The organism is Saccharopolyspora sp. NPDC045941 (assembly GCF_056431445.1).
Genome location: NZ_JBWKKU010000082.1, coordinates 1 through 26,161, shown reverse-complemented (window position 1 = coordinate 26,161; position 26,161 = coordinate 1). Strand labels below are relative to the sequence as shown.

General features: G+C 70.6%; 28 protein-coding genes, 1 tRNA gene and 1 riboswitch. Of the genes, 16 read left to right on the top strand and 13 right to left on the bottom strand.

Features of this window, described 5'->3' with window-relative positions:
• The first annotated feature begins 8 nt into the window (after positions 1-8).
• Together AC07FN_RS40285 and AC07FN_RS40280 are read left to right on the top strand one after the other, a co-directional pair.
• Positions 9-170, top strand: a complete 162-nt coding sequence (locus AC07FN_RS40285) for a hypothetical protein (RefSeq protein ID WP_478400391.1) — start codon at positions 9-11, stop codon at positions 168-170.
• Entirely contained in the window at positions 137-766 is a 630-nt protein-coding gene (locus tag AC07FN_RS40280; RefSeq protein WP_478400390.1) for a hypothetical protein, read from the top strand. Before AC07FN_RS40285 ends, AC07FN_RS40280 begins: the two co-directional genes overlap by 34 nt.
• Before the next feature lie 4 nt (positions 767-770).
• Here the strand turns inward: AC07FN_RS40280 and AC07FN_RS40275 are convergent, their stop codons facing one another.
• Positions 771-1,109 (bottom strand): hypothetical protein, encoded by a 339-nt coding sequence (locus AC07FN_RS40275; protein ID WP_478391976.1) that lies wholly within the window; start codon positions 1,107-1,109, stop codon positions 771-773.
• Between the two features lie 116 nt (positions 1,110-1,225).
• Positions 1,226-1,675, bottom strand: a complete 450-nt coding sequence (locus AC07FN_RS40270) for an Lrp/AsnC family transcriptional regulator (protein WP_358581579.1) — start codon at positions 1,673-1,675, stop codon at positions 1,226-1,228.
• 158 nt (positions 1,676-1,833) lie between these two features.
• Here AC07FN_RS40270 and AC07FN_RS40265 point away from each other — a divergent pair, with 158 nt between their 5' ends.
• Positions 1,834-5,271 carry an indolepyruvate ferredoxin oxidoreductase family protein gene (locus AC07FN_RS40265; RefSeq protein WP_478400389.1) on the top strand — a complete coding sequence of 1,146 codons (3,438 nt, stop codon included), beginning with the start codon at positions 1,834-1,836 and terminating at the stop codon, positions 5,269-5,271.
• A gap of 60 nt (positions 5,272-5,331) precedes the next feature.
• Here the strand turns inward: AC07FN_RS40265 and AC07FN_RS40260 are convergent, their stop codons facing one another.
• Both AC07FN_RS40260 and AC07FN_RS40255 read right to left on the bottom strand, forming a co-directional pair.
• On the bottom strand, positions 5,332-5,790 hold the full coding sequence (locus AC07FN_RS40260) for a GreA/GreB family elongation factor (protein ID WP_478400388.1): 459 nt from the start codon (positions 5,788-5,790) through the stop codon (positions 5,332-5,334).
• Between the two features lie 130 nt (positions 5,791-5,920).
• Positions 5,921-6,646, bottom strand: a complete 726-nt coding sequence (locus tag AC07FN_RS40255; RefSeq protein WP_478400387.1) for a Clp protease N-terminal domain-containing protein — start codon at positions 6,644-6,646, stop codon at positions 5,921-5,923.
• A 604-nt stretch (positions 6,647-7,250) separates the two neighbouring features.
• Here AC07FN_RS40255 and AC07FN_RS40250 point away from each other — a divergent pair.
• Positions 7,251-7,454, top strand: coding sequence for a cold-shock protein (locus AC07FN_RS40250; protein WP_093273004.1), 204 nt, complete (start codon positions 7,251-7,253; stop codon positions 7,452-7,454).
• Between the two features lie 122 nt (positions 7,455-7,576).
• Here the strand turns inward: AC07FN_RS40250 and AC07FN_RS40245 are convergent, their stop codons facing one another.
• Both AC07FN_RS40245 and AC07FN_RS40240 read right to left on the bottom strand, forming a co-directional pair.
• Complete coding sequence (locus AC07FN_RS40245) at positions 7,577-7,903, bottom strand: DMT family transporter (protein ID WP_478400386.1); 327 nt, start codon at positions 7,901-7,903, stop codon at positions 7,577-7,579.
• Between the two features lie 2 nt (positions 7,904-7,905).
• The gene (locus AC07FN_RS40240; RefSeq protein WP_478400385.1) at positions 7,906-8,187 is read right to left on the bottom strand and encodes a DMT family transporter; all 282 of its coding nucleotides are present in this window, start codon (positions 8,185-8,187) and stop codon (positions 7,906-7,908) included.
• Between the two features lie 127 nt (positions 8,188-8,314).
• Here AC07FN_RS40240 and AC07FN_RS40235 point away from each other — a divergent pair, with 127 nt between their 5' ends.
• On the top strand, positions 8,315-8,716 hold the full coding sequence (locus AC07FN_RS40235; RefSeq protein ID WP_478400384.1) for a sensor histidine kinase: 402 nt from the start codon (positions 8,315-8,317) through the stop codon (positions 8,714-8,716).
• A gap of 125 nt (positions 8,717-8,841) precedes the next feature.
• Here AC07FN_RS40235 and AC07FN_RS40230 read toward each other — a convergent pair.
• From AC07FN_RS40230 to AC07FN_RS40220, 3 genes are all read right to left on the bottom strand, one after another.
• Positions 8,842-8,916, bottom strand: a tRNA-Val gene (locus AC07FN_RS40230).
• Positions 8,917-9,011: 95 nt separating this feature from the next.
• Positions 9,012-9,476, bottom strand: coding sequence for a peroxiredoxin (locus AC07FN_RS40225; protein ID WP_093273006.1), 465 nt, complete (start codon positions 9,474-9,476; stop codon positions 9,012-9,014).
• A 127-nt stretch (positions 9,477-9,603) separates the two neighbouring features.
• Entirely contained in the window at positions 9,604-10,038 is a 435-nt protein-coding gene (locus tag AC07FN_RS40220; RefSeq protein WP_093273008.1) for a DUF3052 domain-containing protein, read from the bottom strand.
• A gap of 310 nt (positions 10,039-10,348) precedes the next feature.
• Here AC07FN_RS40220 and aceE point away from each other — a divergent pair, with 310 nt between their 5' ends.
• Positions 10,349-13,087 carry a pyruvate dehydrogenase (acetyl-transferring), homodimeric type gene (gene aceE, locus AC07FN_RS40215; RefSeq protein ID WP_478400402.1) on the top strand — a complete coding sequence of 913 codons (2,739 nt, stop codon included), beginning with the start codon at positions 10,349-10,351 and terminating at the stop codon, positions 13,085-13,087.
• On the opposite strand, the gene AC07FN_RS40210 is transcribed toward aceE, so the two are convergent.
• Positions 13,027-14,373: an alkaline phosphatase D family protein gene (locus AC07FN_RS40210; RefSeq protein WP_478400383.1), complete on the bottom strand. Its 1,347-nt coding sequence runs from the start codon at positions 14,371-14,373 to the stop codon at positions 13,027-13,029. The two genes, aceE and AC07FN_RS40210, sit on opposite strands and share 61 nt — an antisense overlap.
• A 74-nt stretch (positions 14,374-14,447) precedes the next feature.
• On the bottom strand, positions 14,448-15,095 hold the full coding sequence (locus AC07FN_RS40205; RefSeq protein ID WP_478400382.1) for a nicotinamide mononucleotide transporter family protein: 648 nt from the start codon (positions 15,093-15,095) through the stop codon (positions 14,448-14,450).
• A gap of 98 nt (positions 15,096-15,193) precedes the next feature.
• Positions 15,194-15,329: riboswitch (FMN riboswitch) on the bottom strand.
• 170 nt (positions 15,330-15,499) lie between these two features.
• Here AC07FN_RS40205 and AC07FN_RS40200 point away from each other — a divergent pair.
• The 4 genes from AC07FN_RS40200 to AC07FN_RS40185 all read left to right on the top strand — a co-directional run bounded on the left by AC07FN_RS40200 (position 15,500) and on the right by AC07FN_RS40185 (position 18,764).
• Positions 15,500-16,681 (top strand): MFS transporter, encoded by a 1,182-nt coding sequence (locus AC07FN_RS40200; RefSeq protein WP_478400381.1) that lies wholly within the window; start codon positions 15,500-15,502, stop codon positions 16,679-16,681.
• Positions 16,682-16,783: 102 nt separating this feature from the next.
• Complete coding sequence (locus tag AC07FN_RS40195; RefSeq protein WP_132488029.1) at positions 16,784-17,017, top strand: DUF3263 domain-containing protein; 234 nt, start codon at positions 16,784-16,786, stop codon at positions 17,015-17,017.
• Between the two features lie 185 nt (positions 17,018-17,202).
• Positions 17,203-18,057 carry an SDR family oxidoreductase gene (locus AC07FN_RS40190; protein ID WP_478400380.1) on the top strand — a complete coding sequence of 285 codons (855 nt, stop codon included), beginning with the start codon at positions 17,203-17,205 and terminating at the stop codon, positions 18,055-18,057.
• Between the two features lie 26 nt (positions 18,058-18,083).
• Positions 18,084-18,764, top strand: coding sequence for an antibiotic biosynthesis monooxygenase (locus AC07FN_RS40185; RefSeq protein ID WP_478400379.1), 681 nt, complete (start codon positions 18,084-18,086; stop codon positions 18,762-18,764).
• A gap of 3 nt (positions 18,765-18,767) precedes the next feature.
• Here AC07FN_RS40185 and AC07FN_RS40180 read toward each other — a convergent pair whose 3' ends face one another.
• Together AC07FN_RS40180 and AC07FN_RS40175 are read right to left on the bottom strand one after the other, a co-directional pair.
• Positions 18,768-19,652 carry a peptidoglycan recognition protein family protein gene (locus AC07FN_RS40180; protein ID WP_478400378.1) on the bottom strand — a complete coding sequence of 295 codons (885 nt, stop codon included), beginning with the start codon at positions 19,650-19,652 and terminating at the stop codon, positions 18,768-18,770.
• Positions 19,653-19,788: 136 nt separating this feature from the next.
• Entirely contained in the window at positions 19,789-20,556 is a 768-nt protein-coding gene (locus AC07FN_RS40175; RefSeq protein WP_478400377.1) for a mechanosensitive ion channel family protein, read from the bottom strand.
• A gap of 289 nt (positions 20,557-20,845) precedes the next feature.
• On the opposite strand from AC07FN_RS40175, the gene AC07FN_RS40170 reads away from it, so the two are divergent.
• The 6 genes from AC07FN_RS40170 to AC07FN_RS40145 form a co-directional block, all read left to right on the top strand.
• Positions 20,846-22,060 carry a PucR family transcriptional regulator gene (locus AC07FN_RS40170; RefSeq protein ID WP_478400376.1) on the top strand — a complete coding sequence of 405 codons (1,215 nt, stop codon included), beginning with the start codon at positions 20,846-20,848 and terminating at the stop codon, positions 22,058-22,060.
• A gap of 194 nt (positions 22,061-22,254) precedes the next feature.
• A complete protein-coding gene (locus AC07FN_RS40165; protein WP_478400375.1) occupies positions 22,255-23,175 on the top strand; it encodes an ACP S-malonyltransferase in 921 nt (306 codons plus the stop codon).
• Positions 23,172-24,152: a beta-ketoacyl-ACP synthase III gene (locus AC07FN_RS40160; RefSeq protein ID WP_452611812.1), complete on the top strand. Its 981-nt coding sequence runs from the start codon at positions 23,172-23,174 to the stop codon at positions 24,150-24,152. Before AC07FN_RS40165 ends, AC07FN_RS40160 begins: the two co-directional genes overlap by 4 nt.
• A gap of 69 nt (positions 24,153-24,221) precedes the next feature.
• Positions 24,222-24,461: an acyl carrier protein gene (locus tag AC07FN_RS40155; RefSeq protein WP_093273031.1), complete on the top strand. Its 240-nt coding sequence runs from the start codon at positions 24,222-24,224 to the stop codon at positions 24,459-24,461.
• Positions 24,458-25,702 (top strand): beta-ketoacyl-[acyl-carrier-protein] synthase family protein, encoded by a 1,245-nt coding sequence (locus AC07FN_RS40150; protein ID WP_478400374.1) that lies wholly within the window; start codon positions 24,458-24,460, stop codon positions 25,700-25,702. Before AC07FN_RS40155 ends, AC07FN_RS40150 begins: the two co-directional genes overlap by 4 nt.
• Before the next feature lie 145 nt (positions 25,703-25,847).
• Positions 25,848-26,161 (top strand): carboxyl transferase domain-containing protein (locus AC07FN_RS40145; RefSeq protein WP_478400373.1); only part of this gene is annotated, 314 nt, incomplete at its 3' end.

The following is a 26,161-nucleotide window of genomic DNA, read 5'->3' as shown; positions in this document are numbered from 1 at the left end:
TCGAAAACATGAGCGAATTACCGCAGGCGGGTGGTCGCGAGCACGAGTACTGGTTCGACAGCGACTACGCCCAGTTGATCGAAGCGTTGCGGCAGGGCGACGACCGGCCGACATCGCCGCGGAGTTGCAGCGCAGCGTGCGCGCCGTCGAAGGCCGGCTCAGGTACCTGATCCCCGGCGATGCCGTGCGGGGCGCGCGGGCCAGGGAGGACTGGCTGCGCGCGAAGCTCGCCGAAGAGCCCGACTACGACTGGCGCGCCGTCGCGCTGCGGAACTACGCCGCCGAGGAACGGCGGTACTGGGCCGCGACCGACGAGCGCGAGCTCATCGCGGGCTGGCGGCGGCGAACGTTCCTGCCGGCGCTCGCGGAAGGGCTGCGCGCCTCGGACTTCCAGGTGGCGCGGCACCTCTGCCGCCTCGGCCTGGCTGCCTCAGTGACGGACGTCGTCGAGCACCTCGGCGCCGCGCCCGGCAGCACCACCGAGATCCGCGCCCGGATGCACGCCGACCGGGCCGCGGCGGCGGTGTGGGTGCTCGTGGTGGACGGCGAGGGAACGCGGATCCCGCTGTTCGACGGGCAACGGCGGCACATCTCGCTGCACACCGGCTTCGGCGACGCACAGCGGCGCCTGGACCAGCTGCTCCGCCAGGCCGGACGCCGCCACCGCGACGAACTCCGCTGGAGCCTCGCCGAGCGCACCATCGGCGAGGACGCGCACGGGGCCACCCACCACGACCTGACCCGGCCGCCGGCGGTGGCCGGCTGACGGCTCAGGCGAGCAGGTGGGGGCACTCGTCGGGTTCGCCGAGCGGGCCGGGCCAGTCGAGGGAGTGCCAGAAGCCCAGCGCCTCGGTGCTGCGTTCGATCGGCGCCGTGCTCCACCGGTAGTCCGGCCAGGTGCGCCGCAGGAGGTCGATCGCGAGCGTCGCCAGGCCCCGCCGCCGGCAGCGCCGGTCGATGCGGATGTACTCCACGACCGCGACCCGGCAGCCGTGGCAGACCCGCAGCTCCAGATCGCCGACGACGAGCCCGTCCAGCCGGATCTCGACGCCCGGCGGACCGGTGGGCAGCAACGCCGGCACGGCGGCCAGCTCAAGATCCCCGACCATGTGATCAGGATGTGCGGTCCACGCCCGTTTGTCTCGCCGAACCGGGATTCGGGCCCCCACGGCGAGAAGACGCCTGCGGTTCCGCCACCCAAAACGAGTTCGGGAACGGGTTCCGGTCAGCGGCGGCCGCGTTGCCAGGAGTCCAGCGCGATCAGGGTCTTGGTGCTGGTGACCCGGTGGCTCCGGCGGATCTCGTCGATGGTGCGCTGCAGGTGCGCCATGTCCCGGACCCGCAGCCACACCAGCGCATCCGGGTCGCCCGCGATCGTGAACACCGCCTGCGCCTCGGGCATCCGGGTCGTCGTCTGGATGATCTCGTCCACGCCGCTGGTGCCCAGGAACCGCAGCTCGATGAACGCCTCGACGGCCCAGCCGAGCTTCGCGTGATCCACCTGCACGGTGTACCCGCGGATCACGCCGGCCTCCTCCAGCCGGTCGATCCGCCGCTTCACGGCGGCCGTCGACAGCGTCACCCGGCCGGCGATGTCCGACAGCGTCCGCCGCGCGTCCTCGCGCAGCAGAGCCAGGATTTCGTGATCTGTCGCATCGAGCGTCGGGTCGGCCATGGATCGCGATGTTACGCAAAATTCGGGCGTCCGACGGCCTCTGCACCACCGAAGTTTGCGTGGTTCCCGCAGTTTCGGGTCTCGGTGTTGTGCGCCACACCGCGCATCCGCTGAAGTGTCGGCGATCACGATCCGCGTGCCGAGCGAGGGAGTTCGACATGGCCGCCTTCACCCTGGACGACCGCTACCTCCAGGAGTCGGGGACCGTCTACGTGACCGGGGTGCAGGCCCTGGTGCGGTTGTTGTTCGACCGGATCCGGCACGACCGCCGCCACGAACTGCGCACCGCGGCGTTCGTCTCCGGCTACGAGGGTTCGCCCCTGGCCGGGTTCGACCTGGAGCTGGCCCGCCGCGCGAAGCTGCTCGCCGACCACGACGTGGTCCACCGGCCGGGCCTGAACGAGGAGCTGGCCGCGACGTCGGTGATGGGCAGCCAGCTCACCGAGGGGCTCGGCACGCAGCGCCCGGACGGCGTCGTCGGCGTCTGGTACGGCAAGGCGCCGGGCCTGGACCGGGCCAGCGACGCGCTGCGCCACGCCAACCTCGCGGGCACGAATCCGCGCGGCGGCGCGGTCGCGCTGATCGGCGACGACCCGAACGCGAAGTCCTCGACGGTTCCGGCGGCCTCGGAGGCGGCGCTCGCGGACCTGGCGATGCCGGTGTTCTTCCCGGCGGACTCGCAGGACCTGCTCGACTTCGGGCTGCACGCGGTGGAGCTGTCGCGGGCCAGCGGGTTGTGGACGTCGATCAAGGTGGTCGCCAACGTCGCGGACGCGGCCGGCACGGCGGTCGTGACGCCGGACTGGGCCGCGCCCGAGATCCCGGCCGAGCTCAAGCCCTACTCGCACCGCCCCAGCGCGCGCCTGCTCGGCGCCGAGCTCGCCGGGCTGGAGCACAGCCTGCACAACCGGCGCCTGCCGCTGGCTGTGGAATACCTCCGGCGCAGCGGCGTCAACCAGGTGGTGCGCTCGGGCCCGGCGGACCGGATCGGCATCGTGGCGGCCGGTAAGTCCTATTTGGACATCCGGCAGGCGCTGCGGGCGCTCGGCCTCGGCGAAGCGGAGCTGGCCGCCTACGGGATCCGGCTGCTCAAGCTCGGCGCGATCTACCCGCTCGACCCGCAGCTCATCCGGGACTTCGCGACCGGGCTGACCGAGATCGTCGTGGTCGAGGAGAAGCGCTCGTTCCTCGAAACGGCCATCAAGGAGGTCCTCTACGGCCAGCCCGACGCCCCGGCGGTCCACGGCAAGAAGGGGCCGGATGGCGGCACGCTGTTCACCGAGCTCGGCGAGCTCGACCCGGACCGCATCGCCAAGGGCCTGGCCGGCCGGCTGACCGCGCACGGCGAAATCGAGCCGGTCAACGCCTGGCGGCAGCGCCGCCGCCGCGAGCGCATCGCGGTCCCGCTGCTGGCGCGCACGCCGTACTTCTGCTCGGGCTGCCCGCACAACTCGTCGACGAAGGTGCCGGACGGGACGGTGGTGGGCGCCGGTATCGGCTGCCACACGATGGCGCTGTTCATGGACGCCGACCAGGTCGGCGACGTCGTCGGCATCACGCAGATGGGCGGCGAGGGCGCCCAGTGGATCGGCATGGCCCCGTTCGTCGGCACCGAGCACTTCGTGCAGAACATCGGCGACGGCACCTTCACGCACTCCGGCAGCCTCGCCGTGCGCGCGGCGGTCGCCGCCGGGGTCAACATCACCTACAAGCTGCTGCACAACTCGGCCGTGGCGATGACCGGCGGTCAGGATGCGGTCGGCGCTCTGCCGCTGGCGCGGCTGACCGAGGTTCTGCTGCTGGAAGGCGTCGCCAAGGTGATCGTCACCAGCGACGCCCCGAAGCGGCTGACCGGCAAGCTGCCCCGCGGCGTCGAGGTCCGGCACCGCGACGATCTGCTGCGGGCGCAAGAAGAACTGGCCGCCGTGCCCGGCGTGACGGTGCTGGTCCACGACCAGGAGTGCGCGGCCGAGAAGCGCCGCAAGCGCCGCCGCGGCAAGCAGCCGACGCCGCCGGAGAAGGTGCTGATCAACGAGCGGGTGTGTGAGGGCTGCGGGGATTGCGGCACCAAGTCCAACTGCCTCTCGGTGCAGCCGGTGTCGACCGAGTTCGGCCGCAAGACGCAGATCCACCAGTCCTCGTGCAACGTCGACTACTCCTGCCTGGCCGGCGACTGCCCGTCGTTCCTGACCGTGGTGCCCAGCGGCCGCACGGTGCGCCGCGAGATCAGCGAGGTCAGCGCCGGCGAGCTGCCCGAGCCCCAGCGCGGGACCGGCGACTTCACCGTCCGCATCACCGGAATCGGCGGCACCGGCGTCGTCACGGTCACGCAGATCCTCGCGACGGCGGCGGTGATCGACGGCCGGCAGGTCCGCACGCTCGACCAGATCGGCCTCGCGCAGAAGGGCGGCGCGGTGGTCTCCGACCTCAAGATCACCGCGGAACCCGTTGCGCAGGCGCCGAAACTGGCCGCCGGCGAATGCGACCTGTACCTGGGCTGCGACCTGCTGGTGGCGGCCGACCCGGTGCACCTCGCGGCGGCCGACGCCGAGCGGACGACGGCGGTGGTGTCCACCACCGAGGTCCCGACCGGCCGGATGGTCGTGGACACCGCCGTCTCGTTCCCGGTGCAGTCCGGCATCCGCGCAACCCTCGACGACGCCACCGCGCGGGCGTTCTACCTGGACGCGCGCGGCCTCGCCGAGCAGCTGTTCGACGACGACCAGTTCGCCAACATCCTGCAGGTCGGCGCGGCTTACCAGGCGGGTTCGCTGCAGCTGTCGGCCGAGAGCATCGAGCGCGCGATCGAGCTCAACGGGACGGCGGTGGCGGCCAACATCCAGGCCTTCCGCCGCGGTCGCCAGGCGATCGCGGCCCCGGACGCGCTGCAGGCCGAGATCACCCCGCCGCCGGCGGCGGCCCGCGAGCCCGGTGCGGCGGCGCGGCGGGTGCGGGCGCTGGTCAAGGCCGCGGAGGGCTCGGAACTGGCGCGGCTGCTGGACATCCGGATTCCCGACCTCGTCGACTACCACGACGAGAACTACGCGCGCGCCTACGCGGAATTCGTCGAGGAGGTGCGCGGCCGCGGGGAGGACGCGGTGACCGAGGCGGTGGCCTGCAACCTCTACAAGCTGATGGCCTACAAGGACGAGTACGAGGTCGCCCGCCTCTCGCTCGACGAGCGGCTGCGGGCCGACATCGAAGCGCAGTTCGGCGCGGGCTCCCGGTTCGCGTTCCGCCTGCACCCGCCGGTGCTCCGCGCGCTCGGCATGAAGCGGAAGATCAGCCTCGGCCCCTGGTTCGGCAACGTGCTGCGGGTGCTGCGCGCGGCGCGGAAGGTCCGCGGCACCCGCCTGGACCCGTTCGGCTACGCCGAGGTCCGCCGGGTCGAGCGAGAACTGGTCGGCGAGTACCGGACGGCGATCACCAAGGCCCTGGCGACGCCGGACCACCCGGCGGTCCTGGAGCTGGCCGAGCTGCCGGACGTCGTCCGCGGCTACGAGGAGATCAAGCTGGCGAACGTCGAGACCTACCGCCGGCGCCAGGCCGAACTGCTCAGGTCGCTGGAAACCGCCGAGGTCGTCGCCGCGTCATGAACGGCGGAAGGGTGTCTCCCGCCCGGGCGGGAGGCACCCTTCCATCCACTGTGGATTCGCTCAGTCCGGCGGCCGGATGCTGACGACCTCGACGCTGGTCTTGCCTTCCGGCGTCGGGAAGCTGACCTTCCCCCCCGGGCGACTCCCGGCCACCGCCAGGCCCAGCGGGCTGTCGGAGGTGAACGTGGTGTCCTCCTCGCCGTCGGGGATCTCCTCCGGGATCGCCACGACGCGGTAGGCCTGCGTCGCGCCGTCGGGCAACCGCAAGGTCACCTCGGTACCGGCCGCCAAGCCCCGGACGTCGGACGGCCCGCTGGCGAGTATTCCTTCCAGCTCGGCGATGCGGTCGTCGATCGCGACGAGCTCGTCACCGCCCTGCAACTCCTGCGCGGCGTCGCCCCGGTCCCCGGACTCGTCGCCCTGCCTCAGCTCGTCGACCAACTGCTGCCGCCGCGCGCGCAACGTGCGGATCTCCTCGGTCAACCGAGCCCGACCCACCGCGGATTCCTCGCCACCCATGATCGATCCCTTCACCGGCACCCGACTGCCATCATCAGCGGTTGCCCGGCCGCGGGCGCGGCGAAACCGGCGGGCGCGGTTGCGGGGCCCGCCGGCATCCCCGCAGGCCAACGGGCCCGCCGCCAGGGGCTCACTCCTCCCGGGCGGCCACGATCGCGTCGAGCGCAGCGGTGATGTTGGCTTCGGCAGCGGCTTTCTCGATGCCCAGCCCGGAGAGCACACCGGTGCCGTCCTCGTTCTCCAACAGCGCGAGCAGGATGTGCTCGGTGCCGACGTAGTTGTGCCCCAGCCGCAGCGCCTCCCGGAAGGTCAGCTCCAGCGCCTTCTTCGCCGCGCCGTCGAAAGGGATGAGATGCGGCACTTCGTCGGCGGCAGGCGGCAGCGCCGCGGCCACGGACTCCCGGACTGTGTCCGCCGACACGCCCTGAGCGACGATCGCCTTCGCGCCGAGCCCGTTCGGCTCGCCCAGCAGCCCCAGCACCAGGTGCTCGGGCCTGATCTCGACGCTGCCCGTGGTGCGGGCCTCGGCCTGCGAGAGCACCACGACATTCCGCGCCCGGTCGGTGAACCGGGCGAATCCCTGGCTCATGTCGAGGCCGGTGTCGGTCTTCGGCACGAACCGCTTCTGGGCGGCCTGCTTCGAGACGCCCATGCTCTTGCCTATCTCGGTCCAGGAAGCGCCGGACCTCCGGGCCTGGTCGACGAAGTGCCCGATCAGGTGATCGGCGACCTCCCCGAGGTGATCGGCGGCGATGACGGCATCGGAGAGCTGGTCGAGGGCGTCGGGGTGCGCCTTCTTGATGGCCTGGATCAACGCGTCCAGCGAAACGTGGTGGGAAACCTGCACCTCGTCCATGCGTCAACCATAGGTTGACGTTCAGTTGTCGTCAACCATGAGTTGACGATAGCCCTGGGAGTCGCCGCCCCAGGGCACGGGCGAACGCCAGGGCCTCGGCGTCGACGGGTTCCGCCCGGGCGGCCGACCGGAGCCAAGCGGCGAGGGGCCCGGCCAGGGCAGGCGAAAGAGCGGCGATCCACCGAGCGCTCCCGGCCCGCGCCTCCGCGACGTGCTCGGTCGAGCCGCCACCGAGATCCGCAACGACATCCGGCCTGGTCGCGAGCAATCCCCCGACCAGCCAATCGCCACCGGTCGAAACGGCGGCAAGTCGCTCAAGCGCCTCGGCCGCACCCAGCAACTCGTCCCGCCCACTCGCATCCACGCCCACATCATCCAGCCATTCGCCGAACCTGTCGGTCACCGGGCACACAGCGAGTCCCGGAGGTGCTAATCTGACCTCGGTCGTATTGAATTCTGAGTTCGTGTTCTCGGCACGCTCGCAGGACGAGTTGCGGGCGAGCTTCTCCCTTTGGTTCAGCTGAAGTGGTAGCCGTCTGAAACTACGGCCCGGGTCGCCGCACCGGCGGCGGTCCGTCTTCAGTTCCACAGAGGAGACAGCAAGATGGCACAGGGAACCGTCAAGTGGTTCAACGCCGAAAAGGGCTTCGGCTTCATCGCCCCCGACGACGGCGGCGCTGACGTGTTCGTCCACTACTCGGCGATCGACTCCAGCGGCTTCCGCACGCTGGAGGAGAACCAGCAGGTCAACTTCGAGGTCACGCAGGGCCCGAAGGGCCCGCAGGCCAGCAGCGTCCGCCCGCTCTGAGCATCCTCAGACGCTAGCGGTTAATAACACCGACGCGGCTCCTCCCGACGGGAGGAGCCGCGTCGCGTTTCAGCGCCCGAGGAGAGGTTCGGTGAACTCGGCCTCCAGGGACTGCTGGGAGGTCAGTGCGCCGCCTGCGCACCGAGTTCGACCACCAGCACGCCGCCGATGATGAGCGCGATACCGGCCGCCATGACGCACGTCAGCGGGTCGCGGAAGATGACGCGGCCGAGGATCGCGGTGAGCGCGACGCCGGAAGCGGCCCAGATCCCGTAGGCGACGCCGACCGGCATGCCTTGCCCCAGCACGACGCCGAGCAACGCGAACGCGCAGACGTACCCCAGCACGACCGGCGCGATCCAGGCCTTCTTGGTGAAGCCTTCCGACGCCTTCATCGACAGGGTCGCGACGGTCTCCAGCCCGATGGCGCCGACGAGCACCAACCACATGATCACTCACCTCCCGAAGCGCTCAGCACGCCTTGCGGCTCGCCGGCCTGGCGCCGCGCGCGCTCGGCCCGCTGCGAACCCAGCTCGACCAGCAGGACCCCGCCGATGATCAGCACGATGCCCAGCCCGATCACCCAGGTCAGCGGGTCGCCGAAGATGATGGACCCGAAGATCGCGGTCAGCGCGACGCCGGAAGCGGCCCAGATCCCGTAAACGGCCCCCACCGGCAGGTCGGCGGCCAGCACCTTCGCCACGAGGTAGAACGCACCGACGTATCCGATCACTGCTGGCCACCAACGAACGCAGCATCGCAACAGGGAAGCGCTGCTCGCCCTGTCCCGAGCCGACCACGGCATCCACCACGCAAAGCAGGTCGACCTCACCTCGGTCGCGGCGCACGCGCTGGAACAGGTGCGAACCGAAGCAGGCGCCAGCCGGATCGCCGTGCACGACGAGCTGCACCCGGCCACCGTGAACGGCGACGAGGACCTGCTCCACCACTTGCTGACCAACCTGCTGCACAACGCCGTCCGGCACAACCACACCGGTGGCACAGCACGACTGACCACCACCGCCCGGGACGGCACCGCCATCATCACCGTCACCAACACCGGCGAGCCCGTCACATCCGAAGAAGCCGGCCGGCTGTTCGAGCCGTTCCACCGAATCCGCGCCCGCACTCACACCAACGGACACGGCCTCGGCCTAGCCCTCGTCCGCGCCATCGCTCACAGCCACCACGGTGCCGCCATCGCCACCCCCAACCCTGGCGGCGGACTGACCATCACCATCGCCCTGCCCACCGCCGGATGATCCACCCGGCCGGGTCCTGCCGACTGCGCAGGCGACCACGATGGACGACCCGATCAAGACCATCCAGATGGTACGCAAAAGCCCGCTGACCTGGTATTTCACCTCGGATCAACGGGCTGTGACGATGGTGGGCGCAGTAGGGTTCGAACCTACGACCCCTTGCTTGTAAGGCAAGTGCTCTTCCGCTGAGCTATGCGCCCCTTTGGTGGCCGTCCGGGTTCACCCGATCGGATCACTTCGAACACCCTACCGGTGTTTCGCGCCACGCTCGGCACCCGGTCGGCCACCGCTTCGCTCAGGCCTTGAGCTCGGCGAGCGCCTTCTTCCAGACATCCTGGTCGCGGGCCTCGCCCGGCTGGTTCACCTCGGCGAAGCGGACCTTGCCCTCGGTGTCGATCAGGAATGTGCCGCGGTTGGCCATGCCGGCCGCCTCGTTGAACACGCCGTAGGCCTTGGCGATCTCGCCGTGCGGCCAGAAGTCCGACAGCAGCGGGAAGGTGTAGCCCTCCTTCTCCGCCCAGGCCTTGAGCGCGAACGGCGAGTCGACGGACACGCCGAGGACCTGGACGTCGTCGTTCTGGAATTCGCCGAGGTCATCCCGGACCTGGCACAGCTCGCCCTGGCAGATGCCGCTGAACGCGAACGGGTAGAAGACCAGCAGCACGTTCTTCTTGCCGCGGAAGTCGGCCAGCGAGACCTTCTCCTTGTTGAAGTCCGGCAACGTGAAGTCCGGCGCCTGCGCGCCGACCTCGACCGTCATGAGGAATCCTCCTGATCGACGTGACCTTGTCATCGCCGAACCTACACCGAGCCGACCGCCGTGGGCACCGATGGCGAGCACCGGTGCCCACGGGGTGGACATGCGCACAGCGACTAGCGACGGCCGATCAGCGCTTGGCCTTCGCCTTTCGGTAGGCCAACCTGGTACCCATCCATCCCTCGCCGAGGCTGACCTTCCCCGTCTGGGCGAGGTTCGCCGTCGATGCCGCCTCTGAGATGTCGGCCGGCTCGACGTAGCCCTCCCGGCCGGTCTTCGGGGTCAGCACCCAGATGACCCCTTCATCTGACAGCGGCGTCATGGCATCGAGAAGCGTGTCCGTCAGGTCACCGTCGTCTTCGCGCCACCACAGCAGCACGACATCGACCACTTCATCGGCATCTTCATCGAGGATTTCGCTCCCGCAGCGCTCCTCGATCGCGGCTCGGACGTCGTCATCGACGTCTTCGTCCCAGCCGAGTTCCTGGACAACCATCTCCGGCTCGATGTCGAGCCTCTCGGCGACGTCGGCTTCGCCTTTACCGGCGTCTCCCGCGGCGACCACGGTTTGCTCACTCCTCCAATGCACCGGTGCGACGACCCTTGGACGCCGCACACCTTCCAGATCTGGCGGATAGCGAACACTGCCGACCGCCATCCGCGCAACTGCTGACGGCACGACACGCCGTAGCAACGTGTTGGGGTTCGACTCTAGACCGGCCGGCACGACATCAACAGCCTGGTTCTCCGCCGGTGTGCGCATCAGTAGCCGAGATGGTGGACCATGAGGGTGTCGGACATCACTGCCCGGCACCCTGCCACGTCCACGACGTAGTCGAGGAGTTCCCTTGTCCCCGCTCAACAACGACGTCCCCATGCCCGCGCAGCGGGTTCGGGTCATCCGGGACGGTCTCGCCTCCCACCTGCCGGACATCGATCCGCAGGAGACCGAGGAGTGGTTGCAGTCCTTCGACTCGGTGCTGTCGGCCAACGGGCAGCAGCGCGCCCGCTACCTCATGCTGCGACTGCTCCAGCGCGCCCGCGAATCCGGCGTCGGCGTCCCCTCGCTGAACAGCACGGACTACGTCAACACGATCCCCACCGAGCAGGAGCCGTGGTTCCCCGGCGACGAGGAGACCGAACGCCGCTACCGGGCCTGGATGCGGTGGAACGCCGCGATGATGGTGCACCGAGCGCAGCGGCCGGGCATCGGCGTCGGCGGCCACATCTCGTCCTTCGCGTCCTCCGCCAGCCTCTACGAGGTCGGCTTCAACTGGTTCTTCCGCGGCAAGGACCACCCGGGTGGCGGTGATCACCTCTACATCCAGGGCCACGCCTCCCCCGGCATCTACGCCCGCGCGTTCCTGGAGGGCCGGCTGTCCGCCGACCGGCTCGACGGGTTCCGCCAGGAGTACTCGCACGCCGGCCCAGGCGGCGGCCTGCCGTCCTACCCGCACCCGCGGCTGATGCCGGACTTCTGGGAGTTCCCCACGGTCTCCATGGGCCTGGGGCCGATGAACGCGATCTACCAGGCGCGCTTCGACCGCTACCTGCACGACCGCGGCATCAAGGACACCAGCCAGCAGCGCGTGTGGGCGTTCCTCGGGGACGGCGAGATGAACGAACCCGAGTCGCGCGGGTTGCTGCAGGTCGCGGCCAACGACGGGCTGGACAACCTCACCTTCGTGATCAACTGCAACCTGCAGCAGCTCGACGGGCCGGTGCGCGGCAACGGCAAGATCATCCAGGAGCTGGAGGCGTTCTTCCGCGGCGCCGGCTGGAACGTGATCAAGGTGGTCTGGGGCCGCGAGTGGGACGCGCTGCTGCACTCCGACCGCGACGGCGCCCTGGTGAACCTGATGAACACCACCCCGGACGGCGACTACCAGACCTACAAGGCCAACGACGGGGCGTTCGTCCGGGAGCACTTCTTCGGCCGCGACCCGCGCACCAAGGAGATGGTCAAGCACCTCACCGACGACGAGATCTGGGGCCTGCGCCGCGGCGGCCACGACTACCGCAAGGTCTACGCGGCCTACAAGGCGGCCACCGAGCACCACGGCCAGCCGACCGTGATCCTCGCGAAGACGATCAAGGGCTACGGCCTCGGCCCGCACTTCGAGGGCCGCAACGCCACCCACCAGATGAAGAAGCTGACGCTGGACGACCTGAAGCTGTTCCGGGACAGCCTGCGGATCCCGATCAGCGACGAGGACCTCGACCCGTACCTGCCGCCGTACTACCACCCCGGGCAGGACGCGCCAGAGATCCAGTACCTGCAGGACCGGCGCCGGCAGCTGGGCGGCTACCTGCCGGAGCGGCGGGCGAAGGCCAAGCCGCTGGTGCTGCCCGGCGACAAGGTCTACGAGGTGGTCCGGCGCGGCTCCGGCAAGCAGGAGGTCGCCACCACGATGGCGTTCGTCCGGCTGCTCAAGGACCTCGCCAAGGACCGCGAGATCGGGCCGCGGATCGTGCCGATCATCCCGGACGAGGCCCGCACGTTCGGCATGGACTCGATGTTCCCGTCGCAGAAGATCTACAACCCGCTGGGCCAGCTCTACACGCCGGTGGACTACCAGCTGATGCTCGCCTACCGGGAGAGCGAGCAGGGCCAGATCCTGCACGAGGGCATCAACGAGGCCGGTTCGACCTCGTCGTTCACCGCCGCGGGCACCAGCTACGCGACGCACGGCGAGCCGATGATCCCGGTCTACATCTTCTACTCGATGTTCGGCTTCCAGCGCACCGGCGACAGCTTCTGGGCGGCGGCCGACCAGATGGCGCGCGGGTTCGTGCTCGGCGCGACCGCCGGGCGGACCACGCTGACCGGTGAGGGCCTGCAGCACGCCGACGGGCACTCGCAGCTGATCGCCGCGACGAACCCCGCGGTGGTCGCCTACGACCCCGCGTGGTCGTTCGAGGTGGCGCACATCATCAAGGACGGCCTGCGGCGGATGTTCGGCGAGAACGCCGAGGACGTCTTCTACTACCTGACCATCTACAACGAGCCGTACCAGCAGCCGGCCGAGCCGGCGGACCTGGACGTCGACGGGCTGCTGCGCGGCCTGTACCGGTACCAGGCCGCGCCGGGCGGCTCGGGGCCGCGGGCGCAGATCCTCTCGTCGGGCGTGATCATGCCGCTGGCGCTGAAGGCCCAGCAGATGCTGGCCGAGGAGTGGGGCGTGCAGGCCGACGTGTGGTCGGCGACGTCCTGGTCGCAGCTGCGGCGCGAGGCCGAGGCCGCCGACCGGCACAACCTGCTGCACCCGGAGGCGGAGCCGAAGGTGCCGCACGTCACCCGGGCGCTGGCGGACGCCGCCGGCCCGGTGGTCGCGGTCAGCGACTGGATGCGCGCGGTGCCGGACCTGATCCGGCCGTGGGTGCCCGGCGACATGGTCAGCCTCGGCGCCGACGGGTTCGGGTTCTCCGACACCAGGCCGGCCGCGCGGCGGGTATTCCTGGTGGACGCGGAGTCCACAGTGGTCGCGACGCTGGCGGCGCTGGCCCGCACCGGCCAGGTGGACAAGGCCAAGGTGGTCGAGGCGACCCGGCACTACCGGCTGGACGACGTCCGGGCCGCGGGGCCGCAGACGTCGGATCCCGGCGTCGCCTGACCGGGGACCGACCGCGGGGCGCTCGCCGGGTGGCGGGCGCCCCTCGGTGTGCCGGGCGCGGGATCAGACCCGTGCAGGCCCGGGTCGCGGTCCTGGGTGACGAAGCTGGCCGCCGTCGTCGCCGGGGCGCCGGCGCTGGAGACGTACGGCAGCACCCGGTAGTCGGCGCGGACCAGGTTCGGGGTGATCCGGGTTCGCACGTAGCCGCGGCGGGCGCTGTAGAAGTGCACGTGCTCGTTGGCGGCCTTGATCTTGTCGCCGCCCGCGTTCGTCTCCGAGCCGTCCCGGCCGGAGGTGACCGACGTGGTGGTGAGCTCCACGGCGACGTTGCGCGAGTCCGGGTCGTCGAAGTCGGCCTTGATGTCGGCGGCCCAGTGCGAGTGCACGTCACCGGTCAGCACCACGACGTTGCGGGCGGCGTCGAAACCGGCCTTGACCCGCTGGCGCGACGCCTGGTAGCCGTCCCAGGCGTCCATCGGCAGCACCTTCGCCGGGCCCGGATCGTGGTCCATCTGGGCGAACCAGACCTGCTGGCCGAGCACGTCCCGCCGAGCGCGGGAGTCGCGCAGCCCGTCCAGCAGCCACACCTCCTGGCCTATCCCGGTGATGGTGCGCTGGGGGACGTGCAGGTCCGGGCCGTCCGGCTTGTTGCCGTCGCCGTACGCCTGGTCGTCGCGGTACTGGCGGGTGTCGAGCATGTGGAAGTTCGCCAGCGAACCCCACGCGCGCCGCTGGTAGAGCTGCATGTTGATGCCGTTGGGCATCGACTCCCACCGCAGCGGCATGTTCTCGTAGTACGCCTGCAGGGCATCGCGGCGCCGCTGGAGGAACGCCTGTCCCTGCGTCTCGGACTTCGCCTCCGGGATCTCGTCGGCCCAGTTGTTCTCCACCTCGTGGTCGTCGAAGACGACCAGCCAGGGGGCGACCGAGTGCGCGAGCTGGAGGTCCGGATCGGTCTTGTACTGGGCGTGGCGCTGCCGGTAGCCGGCGAGCGTGACGGTCTCGGGGCCGTGCACCTCGCGCACGTCCTTGCTCGGGTTGGCGGCGTACTCGTACTGGTAGTCGCCCAGGTGCAGGATCAGGCCCGGCTCGTCCTCGGCCATCCGCCGGTAGGCGGTGAAGTAGCCCTCGCCGTAGTGCGCGCAGGAGGCGAAGCACATGGTCAGCTCGCCGAGCGCGCCCGGCGCCGGGGCGGTGCGGGTGCGGCCGGCCGGCGAGATCTCGCCACGGGCGTTGATCGTCAGGGATCTTCGCCCGGGGAGCCGAACGGCCGGGCGCACCCGCATGGCCGCCGGATGAACACGCCACGCCGGTCCCGCACGGGTGATCCGCGGCGTCGCAGTTTCAATTGAAACTGCGGTCAGCCCGCGACGGCGGCGCTCTCGCGGGTGCGCTGGACGCGTGCCGTGCGGTTCCAGCTCCACCAGCCGTGGACCACCAGCGCCGCGAAGACGACGTAGATCGCCGCGCTGAAGTACAGGCCGGAGGCGATCTGCAGCGGCACGCCGACCGCGTCCACGGCCAGCCAGACCAGCCAGAACTCGACGAGGCCGCGGCCCTGCGCCCAGAACGCGACCAGGGTGCCGATGAAGATCCAGGCGTCCGGCCACGGGGCCCACGAGGCGTCCAGCGCGGACAGCAGCAGCGCGAACGCGGCGGTGCCCAGCGCCAGCGCGGAGATCAGCACGAGCCGTTCGACGATGCCGGCCTTGCGCACCACGACGCCGTAAACCGGGTCGCTGCGCCGGTTCCAGGCCCACCAACCGTAGAACGAGATCAGCAGGATCATCACCTGCCGGATGGCCAGCCCGCCCAGGTGGGCGGAGGCGTAGACGGCGAACAGCAGCACCGTCGCGGACACCTGCACCGGCCAGGTCGCGAGGGTCCTGCGTTGCGCGAGGAAGACGACGGCGAGCGCGCACAACTGCCCGACCAGTTCCGCCCAGGAGATCTTCTGGCCCAGCACGGTGAACCCGTTGTCGAGCACCCATTCCGCGATTGCCTGCACGCCCGCTCCTCCCGCCGGATGCGAACGCACCGGGGTACACGCGGGAAGCCGACGTCGACGACCGCCGGCCGGACACGCCGACGGCCGATCGCGGCCGCCCGTGCGCTGCCTCTCATCCGGACTTTCACCGTCGGTCCCGGAATTCCACCGGATCGGCCGACACCTCCGCGTGGAGGCGCCGGTTCGCGGACTTTCACCGCCGGTTCGGATTTTCACCGACCCCGGAGCGCACGACTTCGTTCGATCTGCTCAACATCGTGCGCCCGGAGATCTGTTCCGCACCCGATACGTGGTTTGGATCACAGGATCGATCTGCCCGGAAAACCGGTTGCGCCCGGTCGGCGCACCGATGATCGTTGCCTCGTGACAGCACTTCCCGGACGTCTGGAAGCAGCCCCGCCGGCATGAGTCGGCCGCTCGTCCTGCTGTTGGCGCTGACCTGCGGCGTGGCCGTGGGCAACATCTACTTCCCGCAGGCGATCAGCCCGCTGATCGCAGCAGGTCTGCAGGTGCCGCCCGAATCGGCCGCGCTGGCGGTGACGGCGGCGCAGTTGGGCTACGCGGCCGGGATCTTCCTGCTGGTTCCGCTCGGCGACCGGATCCCGCACCGCCCGTTGATCGTCGCCCTGCTCGGGCTCACCGGGATCGGCCTGCTCGTCGCAAGCGCCGCGACCGCGCTGCCGGCCTTGGTCGGCACGAGCGTCCTCGTGGGCGTGACGACCGTGATCGCGCCCATCATCGCTCCCATGGCGGCCGGGCTGGTGGCCGATGACCGGCGCGGATCGGTCACCGGCGTACTGCTGAGCGGCTCGATCGGCGGAATGCTGCTGGCCCGCGCGTTCGGCGGAACCATCGGGGAATGGCTGGGCTGGCGGGCGCCCTACGCGGTGGCCGGAGTGCTCGCGCTGCTCGCCGCGACCGCCTTGGCCTTCTCGCTGCCGACGACGGCCCCGGCATCCCGGCAGCGGTATCCGGCGCTGCTGGCCGAGTCGCTGCGACTGCTGCGCGCCGAGCCTGAGCTGCGCCGCTCCTGCTTCTACCAGGCGACGATCTTCGCCGGTTTCACCGCCGTCTGGACCGGCGTCGCGCTGCTGCTGACGGGCCCGGTGTACGGCCTTGGTACGTCGGCGGTCGGGGCGCTCGCCCTGGTCGGCGCGGCGACCATGATCTGCACGCCGCTCGCCGGACGGCAGGCGGACCGCCGGGGGCCCGATCCGGTCAACCTCGTCTGCATCCTCGGCGTGCTCGCGGCCGCCGCCGTCCTCGCGGCCGGCAGCCTCGGCGGGGCGCTCGGTCTGGCGGCACTGGTGGTCGGCACGCTGCTCCTCGACGTCGCGATGCAGTCCGGCATGGTCGCCAACCAGGTGCGGATCTTCGCGCTGCGCCCCGAGGTGCGCGGCAGGCTCAACGCGGCCTACATGACGTGCGCGTTCCTCGGCGGCAGCTTCGGTTCCTGGCTCGGGGTGCGCACCTACTCCCAGTTCGGGTGGCCGGGTGTCTCGGCGCTCTTGGCGCTGCTGGCGGGGCTTGCGCTGACCCGCCACCTGTCGCACCGGCGACGCGCCGTCGCCGCTCGTTTGTCCTGAGTGACAACGAAATTCGCGCGCGACGAACCGGGATGGTCGATCGAACACGCGTGCCCCGGCCGGTAGACTCGATCGGCAGCAACTCGAAGGGGGCACGCCGGGATGAACGACACCGATCGCGCCATCCTCGACTTCGAGCTGGAGCACTGGCACTACCAGGGCAACAAGGAACGGGTCATCCAGGAGCGCTTCGGCTTCTCCCCGAACCGCTACTACCAGCGGCTGAACCGCCTGCTGGACGAGCCCGAGGCGCTCCAGCAGCAGCCGGCCCTCGTCAAGCGCCTCCAGAGCCGCCGCGACCAGCGGGCCCACCGCCGCATCGTTCGCGACGCCTGACGAAACACCTTCGGACGATCTCCGAGCCCTCCGCCTCGGCCCGCACGCCGACGGGCCGGATTGCCGCTTCCGCCTGAAATCGGGCTTCTCACGCCCAACCGCATCCATCTCCCGTGATCACGCTCACGCTCATCGAAGTACAATGAACGTTGCACTAATTGCCATGAACGTTGTACTTTTCATCCGTGATCAACGAGAAGATCCTGGTGATCGGCGCCTCCGGCAAGGTCGGACGGCAGGCCGTCACCCTCCTGCAGAACGCCGGCGCCGAAGTCCGCGCGATGGTCCGGAATCCCGCGGCCGCCAAGCTCCCCGATGCGACGGAGGTGGTGCGCGGCGATCTGACCGACCTGCCCTCGCTGCACTCCGCCCTGGACGGAATCGACTCCGCGTTCCTGATCTGGCCGATGGCCTCCGTTCCGGCAGATCCGGCCGTCGTCGAAGAGATCGAGGAGCACGCCCGCCGGATCGTCTTCCTGTCCTCGGCGGCGGTGCGCGACGACATGGCGGAGCAGGTCGGCCCCATCGCCGGTTTCCACCACGCCGTCGAGCACCAGATCGAGCGCTCCGGTCTCGAATGGACATTCCTCCGCCCATACGCGTTCGCGTCCAACACGCTGGCCTGGACGCCGGAGATCCGCCGCGGCGACGTCGTGCGCGGGGCCTTCGGGGCGGCGGCCATGACGCTGATCCACGAGCACGACATCGCCTCGGTCGCGGCACACGTGCTCACCAACGGCGGATTCAGCCGGACCAAGCACACGCTCACCGGGCCGGAGCTGATCAAGCAGGCGGAACAGGTGCGCACCATCGGCGAAGTGCTCGGCCGGCCGCTGCGCTGGGAAGAGATCACCCCGGAGGAAGCGCTGCCCAAGATGTTCCCCGGCATGCCCACCTCGGTCGCCGAGTCCGCCCTCGACGGCTACGCCGAGATGGTCCGGCGGCCCGGCCCGATCACCTCCGCGGTACCCGACATCACCGGGTTGCCGGCACGAACCTTCCGGCAGTGGGTCGCCGACCACGCCGAGGACTTCCGCTGAACCCCGACCACTTCCAGGAGGACGGAATGACCAGCACCACTTCCCTGCCCGACATCGTCCGCGCGGACGCGGGCCTGGTGCTCATGAGCGAGTGGACCGTGGGAACACCGGAGCGCCAGCAGGCCGCCACCGCGGCCGCCATGTCCGTGTGGGACCACCTGGCCTGGCCCGATGGGCTGCTTTCCTACAGCTGCTTGACGAGCACCGACGGCGACACCCTGCTCCACTATTCACAGTGGACGGACGCTGCGGCGCACGCCGGGTTCAAGCGGAGCGATCCGCCGGAGCGGGTCCAGCAGATCTTCGCGGAAGTCCCCGGGATCGAGCGCCACGGCGTGGTCGAGTACCAGCGCTACCGCAGCCTCGTGCTGGGCGACGGGCGGCCCGGCTGCGTGGTCGCCGTCTCCTTCGAGACCGACGGCCACGAAACCGCGCGCCACTTCGTCGACACCCTGCTGGACGAGCAGCCGGGCTTGGCGCGGCGCACCGACGTCGAACCGCCGGCCGGGATGCTCGCCAACCACTTCCACATCAGCACCGACGGCACTCGGGTCGTCAACTACGCCGAGTTCGCCGACGAGGACGCGCACCGCCGGATCGTCGCGAGCGACCTGCGCGACGGCGACGACGTTCCGCAGCTCATCTCCACGACACCCGGGCTGCGCCTGCTCGGGTTCAAGCGGTTCCACCGGTGGCGGACCCGCTGATCGCTACGCCTGCTGGCGCTGGGCGTACTGCTCCGGGGTGAGTTGGCGGTCCTGCTGGATCCGCACCAGTTCCGCCAGCAGCGGCGCGGCCTGGTCCGGCGGGAGCGCCTGGAACGCAGCCTTGATCGCTTCCGCGTCGGCCCCCTGCGCCGGAGCCGCCGGGGCCTGCTGCTTCGCCACCACCTCGTTGACGAGGTCGACGAGCATCGCGACGATCGTGCGCGGGCCGATCTCGGTCTGCCAGCCCTGGATCTCGCCCTTCGGCCCGCGGGGGCCGAGCAGCTCGTGTTCCAGGCGGCGCAGAATCGCGTCCTGCTCCGGGTTCATCACGTCCTCCTGATCCCTCTTGCCGAGTTCGGCGCGGAACTGGTCCATGTCGACGTGACCTGGGTCGATCTTGCCGGTGACGCTGGTCTCCTTGTGGCCGCGCGCGGCGTCCATCGGGCGCCCGAGGTGGTTGAGCACCGCGGTGGTCGCCTTGAGCGCCGCCTGGTACTGCTCCGGGCTGGGCCCTTGGTCCACGCCCTGGTAATCCCATTCGAACCCGACGTAGAGGGTGTTGCCGTCGCCCTCGGGGTTCGGCCCGGAGGCCTTCGCCTTGCCGGCGTGGTTGGCCCGACCGGCGGCGATCATGTGCACGACCCCGTCGAAGCCGATCACCGCGTGGCACAGCGGCCCCGCCAGGTCGGGGCGTCCGTCGATGCACAGCTGCACGCTCGGCGCGGGGTTCTCGTAGGACGCGGGCGTCGCGGTGTGGTGTTCCAGCACGCCGACCGGAGCGGGTTGCGACCCCGAGGTGGCGGTCCGGTCCCGCCAGCCGTCGGTCTCGACCACCGTCAGCCCGGCCGCGCGCAACACGTCCGCGAGCCAGACGAGAGGCAGAGCCACTACTGATCACCTCCCGGCTTGATCCGTTCTCCCATGGTGTCGCGACCGCGCGCGGGCGACCACGGCCAAGTGCGTGAAAAAGGCCGGGACCCACCCACCGGGTGAGTCCCGACCTTCGGCCAGGCGCGGCGCGCGGTCACGCGTGGCCGCTCACGCCCGCGTCGCCGGTCTCCGGCTTCGCGCCGTTCTTGCCGTTCTCCGCCGGGCCTCCCACAGAGCCGGAAGAGCCGGTGGAACCGGAAGAGCCGGAGAACTGGGCCTCGGCGCTGTCCAGCCACCGGCCCCAGCGCTGCTGCATCGGCTTGATCAGGCCGCCGCCGACGCCGACGATGATCACGCCGGCCAGCGCGGCCAGCGCCGCGATCAGCACCGGGGTGGTCACGGTGAGTGCGATGCCGAGCTGGTTGAGCGCGGCGATCACGCCGAGGGCGACGATGAAGCCGAAGGTGATCTTGGCCAGCACCGGCCCGATCGGGCGGCCGCCCAGCGCGCCGCGGATGAGGTCGCCGACGGCGCGGCCGATCGCCGCGGCCACCAGCACCAGCACGATCGCCACCACGATCCGCGGCAGGAACAGCACCACCGTGTCGATCAGGTCCTTGATCGCGTTGGGCCCGAAAACGCCCAGCGACAGCTGCACGAAAATGAGCAGGATGAAGTAGTAGACCAGTTTCACCAGCAGGCCGGAGATGTCGATGTTCGATTTCGACGTCATTTCACCGAGCCCGGACTTCGCCAGCAGCCGGTTGAAACCGAGCCGGGCGAACACGATCTGGATCGCCTTGCCGATCGCCTTCGCGATCAGCCAGCCGACCAGCACGATGACGAGGAATACGACCAGCTTCGGGACGAAGGTCGCAATTGCGACCCACGCCTCTGCGAGTCCCTGCTGGAGAGCTCCCACTTGAATTCACCTCGATAGAACAAAACCCGATTCGCGTGTGCCGGAGATCGTTTCTTGCGACGGCTTTACCGGCAACTGCGACAGGCCCCTCGAAAGGGCGATTCATTTCCCTCGATCGGGTCGATACCGACGAAGGCGGCCGCCCCGACCGTGTGATCAGCCGCCCCGCGGCGGCCCGAGCCCCGGCGGTACCGGAACGCCGTTCCCCGGGCCCCGGCGCGTTGTGAGCCGGCCCGCACCGCCGGCCGCTGGCCGCCGCAGCTGATCGGCGGCATGCGATTCTGGAGGCATGAGTACCGAACGCGCAGGTGAGCGGGATACCGGTACGCAGCGTCAGCTCTCCGCCGCCACGCTACGCCGCCTCGAACGGGGCACCGGCGGGCTGGCCAGCGCCAGCGTCAGCGCGATGGAACAGCGCCTGCCGTGGTTCCGCCGGTTGCCCGCCGACCAGCGGGCGAGCGTGCTCCTGGTGACCCAGACCGGCGCCACCAACTTCGTGGCGTGGCTGCAGGACCCGACCGAGGCGATCCGGCTGACCGCAGAGGCCTTCCGCGCCGCGCCCCGGGACCTGTCCCGGTGGGTCAGCCTGCGGCAGACCCTGGAGCTGGTCCGGGTCGCGATCGACGTGCTCGAACAGCAGCTCCCGGAGCTGGCCTCCGAGGAGCACGAGCGCATCCTGCTGACCGAGTCGATCCTGCGCTACACCCGCGAGATCTCCTTCGCGGCCGCCACCTCGTACGCCGCGGCGGCGGAGGCCCGCGGCGCGTGGGACGCGCGGCTGGAAGCGCTGGTGGTCGACGGCATCGTGCGTGGCGACGCCGAGGAGTCGCTGCTCTCCCGCGCCGCCGCGCTCGGCTGGGAGCCCTCATCAGAAGCGACCGTGCTGGTCGGCAACGCCCCGTCCGACGACCCGCCGACCATCGTCTACCAGGTGCGCAGCCGCGCGGCGCGGGTCGGCTGCCCGGTGTTGCTCGGCGTGCAGGGCACCCGGCTGGTGGTGGTCTTCGGCGGCCCGGGCGACGCGCGCACCAACGAGGAGGCGGCCGAGCGGCTGTCCGAGGCGTTCGACGACGGGCCGGTCGTGGTCGGGCCGACCATGCCGAGCCTGGCCGAGGCGCACCGGTCGGCCGGCGATGCGATGTCCGCGCTGCGGGCCGTGGTGGCGTGGCCGACCGCGCCGCGCCCCGTGCCCTCCGGCGACCTGCTGCCGGAGCGGGCGCTGGCCGGCGATCCGGAGGCCGAGCGCCAGCTGGTCGAGCGGATCGTGCTGCCGCTGGTGGACGCCGGCGGCGCGCTGATGGAGACCGTCGACACCTACCTGGAGGTCGGCGGCGTGCTGGAGAACTGCGCTCGGCAGCTGTACGTGCACCCGAACACGGTCCGGTACCGGCTGCGCCGAGTGGCGGAACTCACCGGCCACACGCCGTCCAACGCCCGCGACGCCCACGTCCTGCGGGTCGGCCTCGCCGTGGGCAGGCTGGCCAAGTCCCGCGGCCTCTGGTGACGCGGTGATCACGCGCCGCAACAGGGCTTTACCGTGTTCACCGATCGGTCACCAACCGGACACAGCCGACAACGATTCTCCTCCTGGCCGGGTTCCCCCACCCCCGCGCTTGTAGACACTCCACAACTTTGCGGTCCGGACTTCGTCTCTGTCGACATCACGTCGATCGCACCCAGGCGTGTTCAGTAGCAAGGGTGATCGCGCTTCTAGCCCCCGGACAGGGGTCGCAGACCCCAGGGATGTTGAACCCGTGGCTCGAACTGGACGGCGTCGCCGAACGCATCGCCGCCTGGTCCGAGTCGACCGGTCTCGACCTGCTCCGCCTCGGCACCACCGCCGAAGCGGACGAGATCAAGGACACCGCGGTCACCCAGCCGCTGGTGGTGGCGCTGTCGCTGATCGCCGCCGACGAGCTGCGCCGCCGGGTGACGATCCCGGCGGACACGCCGGTCGCCGGGCACTCCGTCGGTGAGCTGGCCGCCGCCGCCATCGCCGGCGCCCTGACCTTCGACGACGCGGTCTCGCTCGCCGCCGTGCGCGGCCGGGAGATGGCCGCCGCGTGCGCGCTGGAGCCGACCAGCATGTCCGCCGTGCTCGGCGGGGATGCCGACGACGTGGTCGCCCACCTCGAGCGGCTCAGCCTGGACCCGGCCAACCGCAACGGCGCGGGCCAGATCGTCGCCGCCGGGCGGGTGCCCGCCCTCGAAGAGCTCGCGGCCGAACCGCCGGTCGGCGCCCGGGTGCGGCCGCTGCCGGTGGCCGGCGCCTTCCACACCCGCTTCATGGCGCCCGCGCGGGAAAGCCTGGCCCAGCACGCGGAGAAGGTGACCGCCACGGACGCCGCGCTGCCGCTGCTGTCCAACGCCGACGGCGCGGTCGTCACCGACGCCGCCGAGATCGTGAGCCGCCTCGTCTCGCAGGTGACCAGCCCGGTGCGGTGGGACAGCTGCATGGCGGAGCTGGCCGACCGCGGTGTCGAGGCCGTGGTGGAGTTCCCGCCCGCCGGAACCCTCAGCGGCCTGGTGCGCCGCGAACTCAAGGGCGTCAAGGCCGTCGCTCTGAAGACCCCTGCCGACCTGGACAAGGTCGCCGATCTGCTCGGGAGCGACGCGTGACGCGACCCCGCCTCACCCAGAACCCCATTCCGGCCGCCACCCGGCTGCTCGGCTTCGGGAGCACTCAGGGCAACCGGATCGTCACCAACGACGACCTGGCCAAGATCGTCGACACCAACGACGAGTGGATCCGGCAGCGCGTCGGCATCATCCACCGCCGCCTCGGCGACGACGACCAGACCGTGGCCAGCATGGCCGTCGAGGCGGGTGCCAAGGCGATCGCGGACGCGGGCCTGACACCGTCCGATGTGGACCAGGTGATCGTCGCCACGTGCACCATGCAGGGCGGCATCCCCAACGCCGCGGCCCAGGTCGCCGACCAGATCGGCATCAAGGCCAAGAGCGCCTACGACCTCAACGCCGCCTGCGCCGGGTTCGTCTACGCGCTGTCCACCGCCTCGGACGCGGTGCGCTCCGGATCGGCCCGCAACGTGCTGGTGATCGGCTCGGAGCGGTTCCAGGAATGGCTGGACTGGGAAGACCGCGCGAACTGCATCATCTTCGCCGACGGTGCCGGTGCCGCGGTGGTCGGACCGGCCGAGGAGCCGGAGCTCGGCCCGGGCGTGCTGGGCAGCGCCGGCGACCTGGTGGACACCATCTACCTGCGCGACGCCAAGTACATCTACCAGGAGGGCCAGTCGGTCTTCCGGTGGGCGACCACGCAGATCGCGCCGGTGGCGGCCCGGGCCGTCGAGGCGGCCGGGCTCCAGATGTCCGATGTGGACGTCTTCGTGCCGCACCAGGCGAACCTGCGGATCGTCGAGGCGATCGCGAAGAAGCTGAAGTCGCAGGGTGCCCGTGACGACCTCGTGGTCGCGCGTGACATCGTCTACTCCGGCAACACGTCGTCGGCGTCCATCCCGCTGGCCATCGACCACATGCGGGCGGCTGGGGAGATCCCCAGCGGTGCCGTGATGCTGCTCGTGGGCTTCGGAGCCGGGCTGTCGTACGCGGCCCAGGTCGCCATCTGCCCCTGAGCCCACCCCAAAGCTGCCGCAGGCCACCGGCCCGCGGTGCGGAACGCAAGAATCAGGAAGGAACTACCCGTGTCGAACGAGGAAATCACCACCGGTCTCGCCGCCATCGTCGAGGAGGTCGCCGGTGTCGACGCCGCCGACGTGACCGTCGACAAGTCCTTCGTCGACGACCTGGACATCGACTCGCTGTCCATGGTGGAGATCGCCGTGCAGGCGGAGGACAAGTTCGGGGTCAAGATCCCGGACGACGAGCTGGCCAACCTCAAGACCGTCGGTGATGCGGTGGACTACATCACGAAGAACGCATGACCACGGATGTCGTGATCACCGGGCTGGGCGCGACGACACCGCTCGGCGGTGACGTCGCGTCCACTTGGGACGGATTCGTCAACGGCGCCAGCGGCGTCCGCCGGCTGGAAGCCGAGTGGGTGGACCGGCTCGAACTCCCGGCCAAGATCGGCGCCCCGCTGCTGGTCGACCCGAGCGAGGTGCTGCCCCGCGTCCAGCTGCGGCGCATGGACCGCTGCGAGGCGATCGCCGTGATCGCCGCCCGCGAGGCCTGGGCCGACGCCGGGTTCGAGCTGCCCACCGACGACGACGAGCCGGTCGACCCGGACCGGCTGGGCGTGGCGCTGGGCACCGGCATCGGCGGACCGGTCACGCTGCTCCAGCAGAACGAACTGCTGCAGCAGCAGGGGCTGCGCAAGGTTTCGCCGCTGACCGTGCCGATGCTGATGCCCAACGGCCCGGCCGCGATGGTCAGCCTGGACGTGCGGGCCCGTGCCGGGGTGCACTCCCCCGCATCGGCCTGCGCCTCGGGCGCCGAAGGCCTGGCCAAGGGCTTCGAGATGATCCAGCACGGGCACGCCGACGTGGTGGTGGCCGGTGGTGCGGAGGCCTGCATCCACCCGATCACCATCGCCGGTTTCGCCCAGGCCCGGACCCTGAGCACCCGCAACGACGACCCGGAGCGGGCCTCCCGCCCGTTCGACGTCGACCGCGACGGGTTCGTGATGGGCGAGGGCGCCGGCGTGGTCGTCCTGGAGAGCGCGGAGCACGCCAAGGCGCGCGGCGCGCGGATCTACGGCCGGCTGGCGGGCGTGGGCATCACGTCCGACGCCTACCACATCACCGGCAGCCCGCCGGACGGCCGCGGCCAGGTCGCCGCGATGCGCAAGGCCCTGCAGACCGCGGGCCTGCAGCCATCGGACATCGGGCACGTCAACGCGCACGCGACGTCCACCGTGGTCGGTGACATCGGCGAGGCGAACTCGGTGCGCAAGGCGATCGGCGACGGTGCGGTGGTCACCGCGCCGAAGGGCTCGCTGGGTCACCTGGTCGGCGGGGCCGGCGCGGTCGAGAGCATCCTGACGATCCTCTCGCTGCAGCGCGGCATCATCCCGGCGACCCGGAACCTGGAAACGATCGATCCGAAGATCGAGATCGACGTGGTCGCCGACAAGCCGCGGCACGTCGAGCAGACGGCAGCGATCAACAACGCCTTCGGCTTCGGTGGGCACAACGTCGCGCTCGCCTTCGCTAGGGCATGACCGTTCGCGCATGGGACGGGCTGGGCGTCCGCTCAGCCCGTCCTTTAGCGCTCTGCGGTACGACAACCGCACACGGTCGGCCGCCGTCAGCGGCGCCAATCACGCCCACGGCGGCCTTCCCCACACCGAACTTCCGGAGGAACCGATGACCGCAGTGGCCGCCCGGCCGGAAACCGAGCAGGTGCGGCGGGATCCGCGCGATCCCGACGTGCGGCTGGAGCAACTGCTCGACCCGGAGTCGATCGAACCACTGCACCCCCGCGACAACAGCGGCATGTACGCGGTGCGCGGTCGCATCGACGGCACGAGGGTGATCGTCTACTGCAGCGACGCCACCAAGATGGGCGGTGCGCTCGGCTCCGAAGGCTGCGGGCACATCGTGGACGCCATCGACATGGCGGTGCGCGAGCGCTGCCCGGTGATCGGCGTGTGGCACTCCGGCGGCGCCCGCATCCCGGA

What these genes read in the sequence shown, in the direction of transcription:
- AC07FN_RS40285 (WP_478400391.1), top strand. Translation starts at nt 9, where the DNA reads ATGAGCGAATTACCGCAGGCGGGTGGTCGCGAGCACGAGTACTGGTTC.
- AC07FN_RS40275 (WP_478391976.1), bottom strand. Translation starts at nt 1,109, where the DNA reads ATGGTCGGGGATCTTGAGCTGGCCGCCGTGCCGGCGTTGCTGCCCACC.
- AC07FN_RS40270 (WP_358581579.1), bottom strand. Translation starts at nt 1,675, where the DNA reads ATGGCCGACCCGACGCTCGATGCGACAGATCACGAAATCCTGGCTCTG.
- AC07FN_RS40265 (WP_478400389.1), top strand. Translation starts at nt 1,834, where the DNA reads ATGGCCGCCTTCACCCTGGACGACCGCTACCTCCAGGAGTCGGGGACC.
- AC07FN_RS40260 (WP_478400388.1), bottom strand. Translation starts at nt 5,790, where the DNA reads ATGGGTGGCGAGGAATCCGCGGTGGGTCGGGCTCGGTTGACCGAGGAG.
- AC07FN_RS40255 (WP_478400387.1), bottom strand. Translation starts at nt 6,646, where the DNA reads ATGGACGAGGTGCAGGTTTCCCACCACGTTTCGCTGGACGCGTTGATC.
- AC07FN_RS40250 (WP_093273004.1), top strand. Translation starts at nt 7,251, where the DNA reads ATGGCACAGGGAACCGTCAAGTGGTTCAACGCCGAAAAGGGCTTCGGC.
- AC07FN_RS40245 (WP_478400386.1), bottom strand. Translation starts at nt 7,903, where the DNA reads ATGTGGTTGGTGCTCGTCGGCGCCATCGGGCTGGAGACCGTCGCGACC.
- AC07FN_RS40225 (WP_093273006.1), bottom strand. Translation starts at nt 9,476, where the DNA reads ATGACGGTCGAGGTCGGCGCGCAGGCGCCGGACTTCACGTTGCCGGAC.
- aceE (WP_478400402.1), top strand. Translation starts at nt 10,349, where the DNA reads ATGCCCGCGCAGCGGGTTCGGGTCATCCGGGACGGTCTCGCCTCCCAC.
- AC07FN_RS40210 (WP_478400383.1), bottom strand. Translation starts at nt 14,373, where the DNA reads ATGCGGGTGCGCCCGGCCGTTCGGCTCCCCGGGCGAAGATCCCTGACG.
- AC07FN_RS40200 (WP_478400381.1), top strand. Translation starts at nt 15,500, where the DNA reads ATGAGTCGGCCGCTCGTCCTGCTGTTGGCGCTGACCTGCGGCGTGGCC.
- AC07FN_RS40195 (WP_132488029.1), top strand. Translation starts at nt 16,784, where the DNA reads ATGAACGACACCGATCGCGCCATCCTCGACTTCGAGCTGGAGCACTGG.
- AC07FN_RS40185 (WP_478400379.1), top strand. Translation starts at nt 18,084, where the DNA reads ATGACCAGCACCACTTCCCTGCCCGACATCGTCCGCGCGGACGCGGGC.
- AC07FN_RS40170 (WP_478400376.1), top strand. Translation starts at nt 20,846, where the DNA reads ATGAGTACCGAACGCGCAGGTGAGCGGGATACCGGTACGCAGCGTCAG.
- AC07FN_RS40150 (WP_478400374.1), top strand. Translation starts at nt 24,458, where the DNA reads ATGACCACGGATGTCGTGATCACCGGGCTGGGCGCGACGACACCGCTC.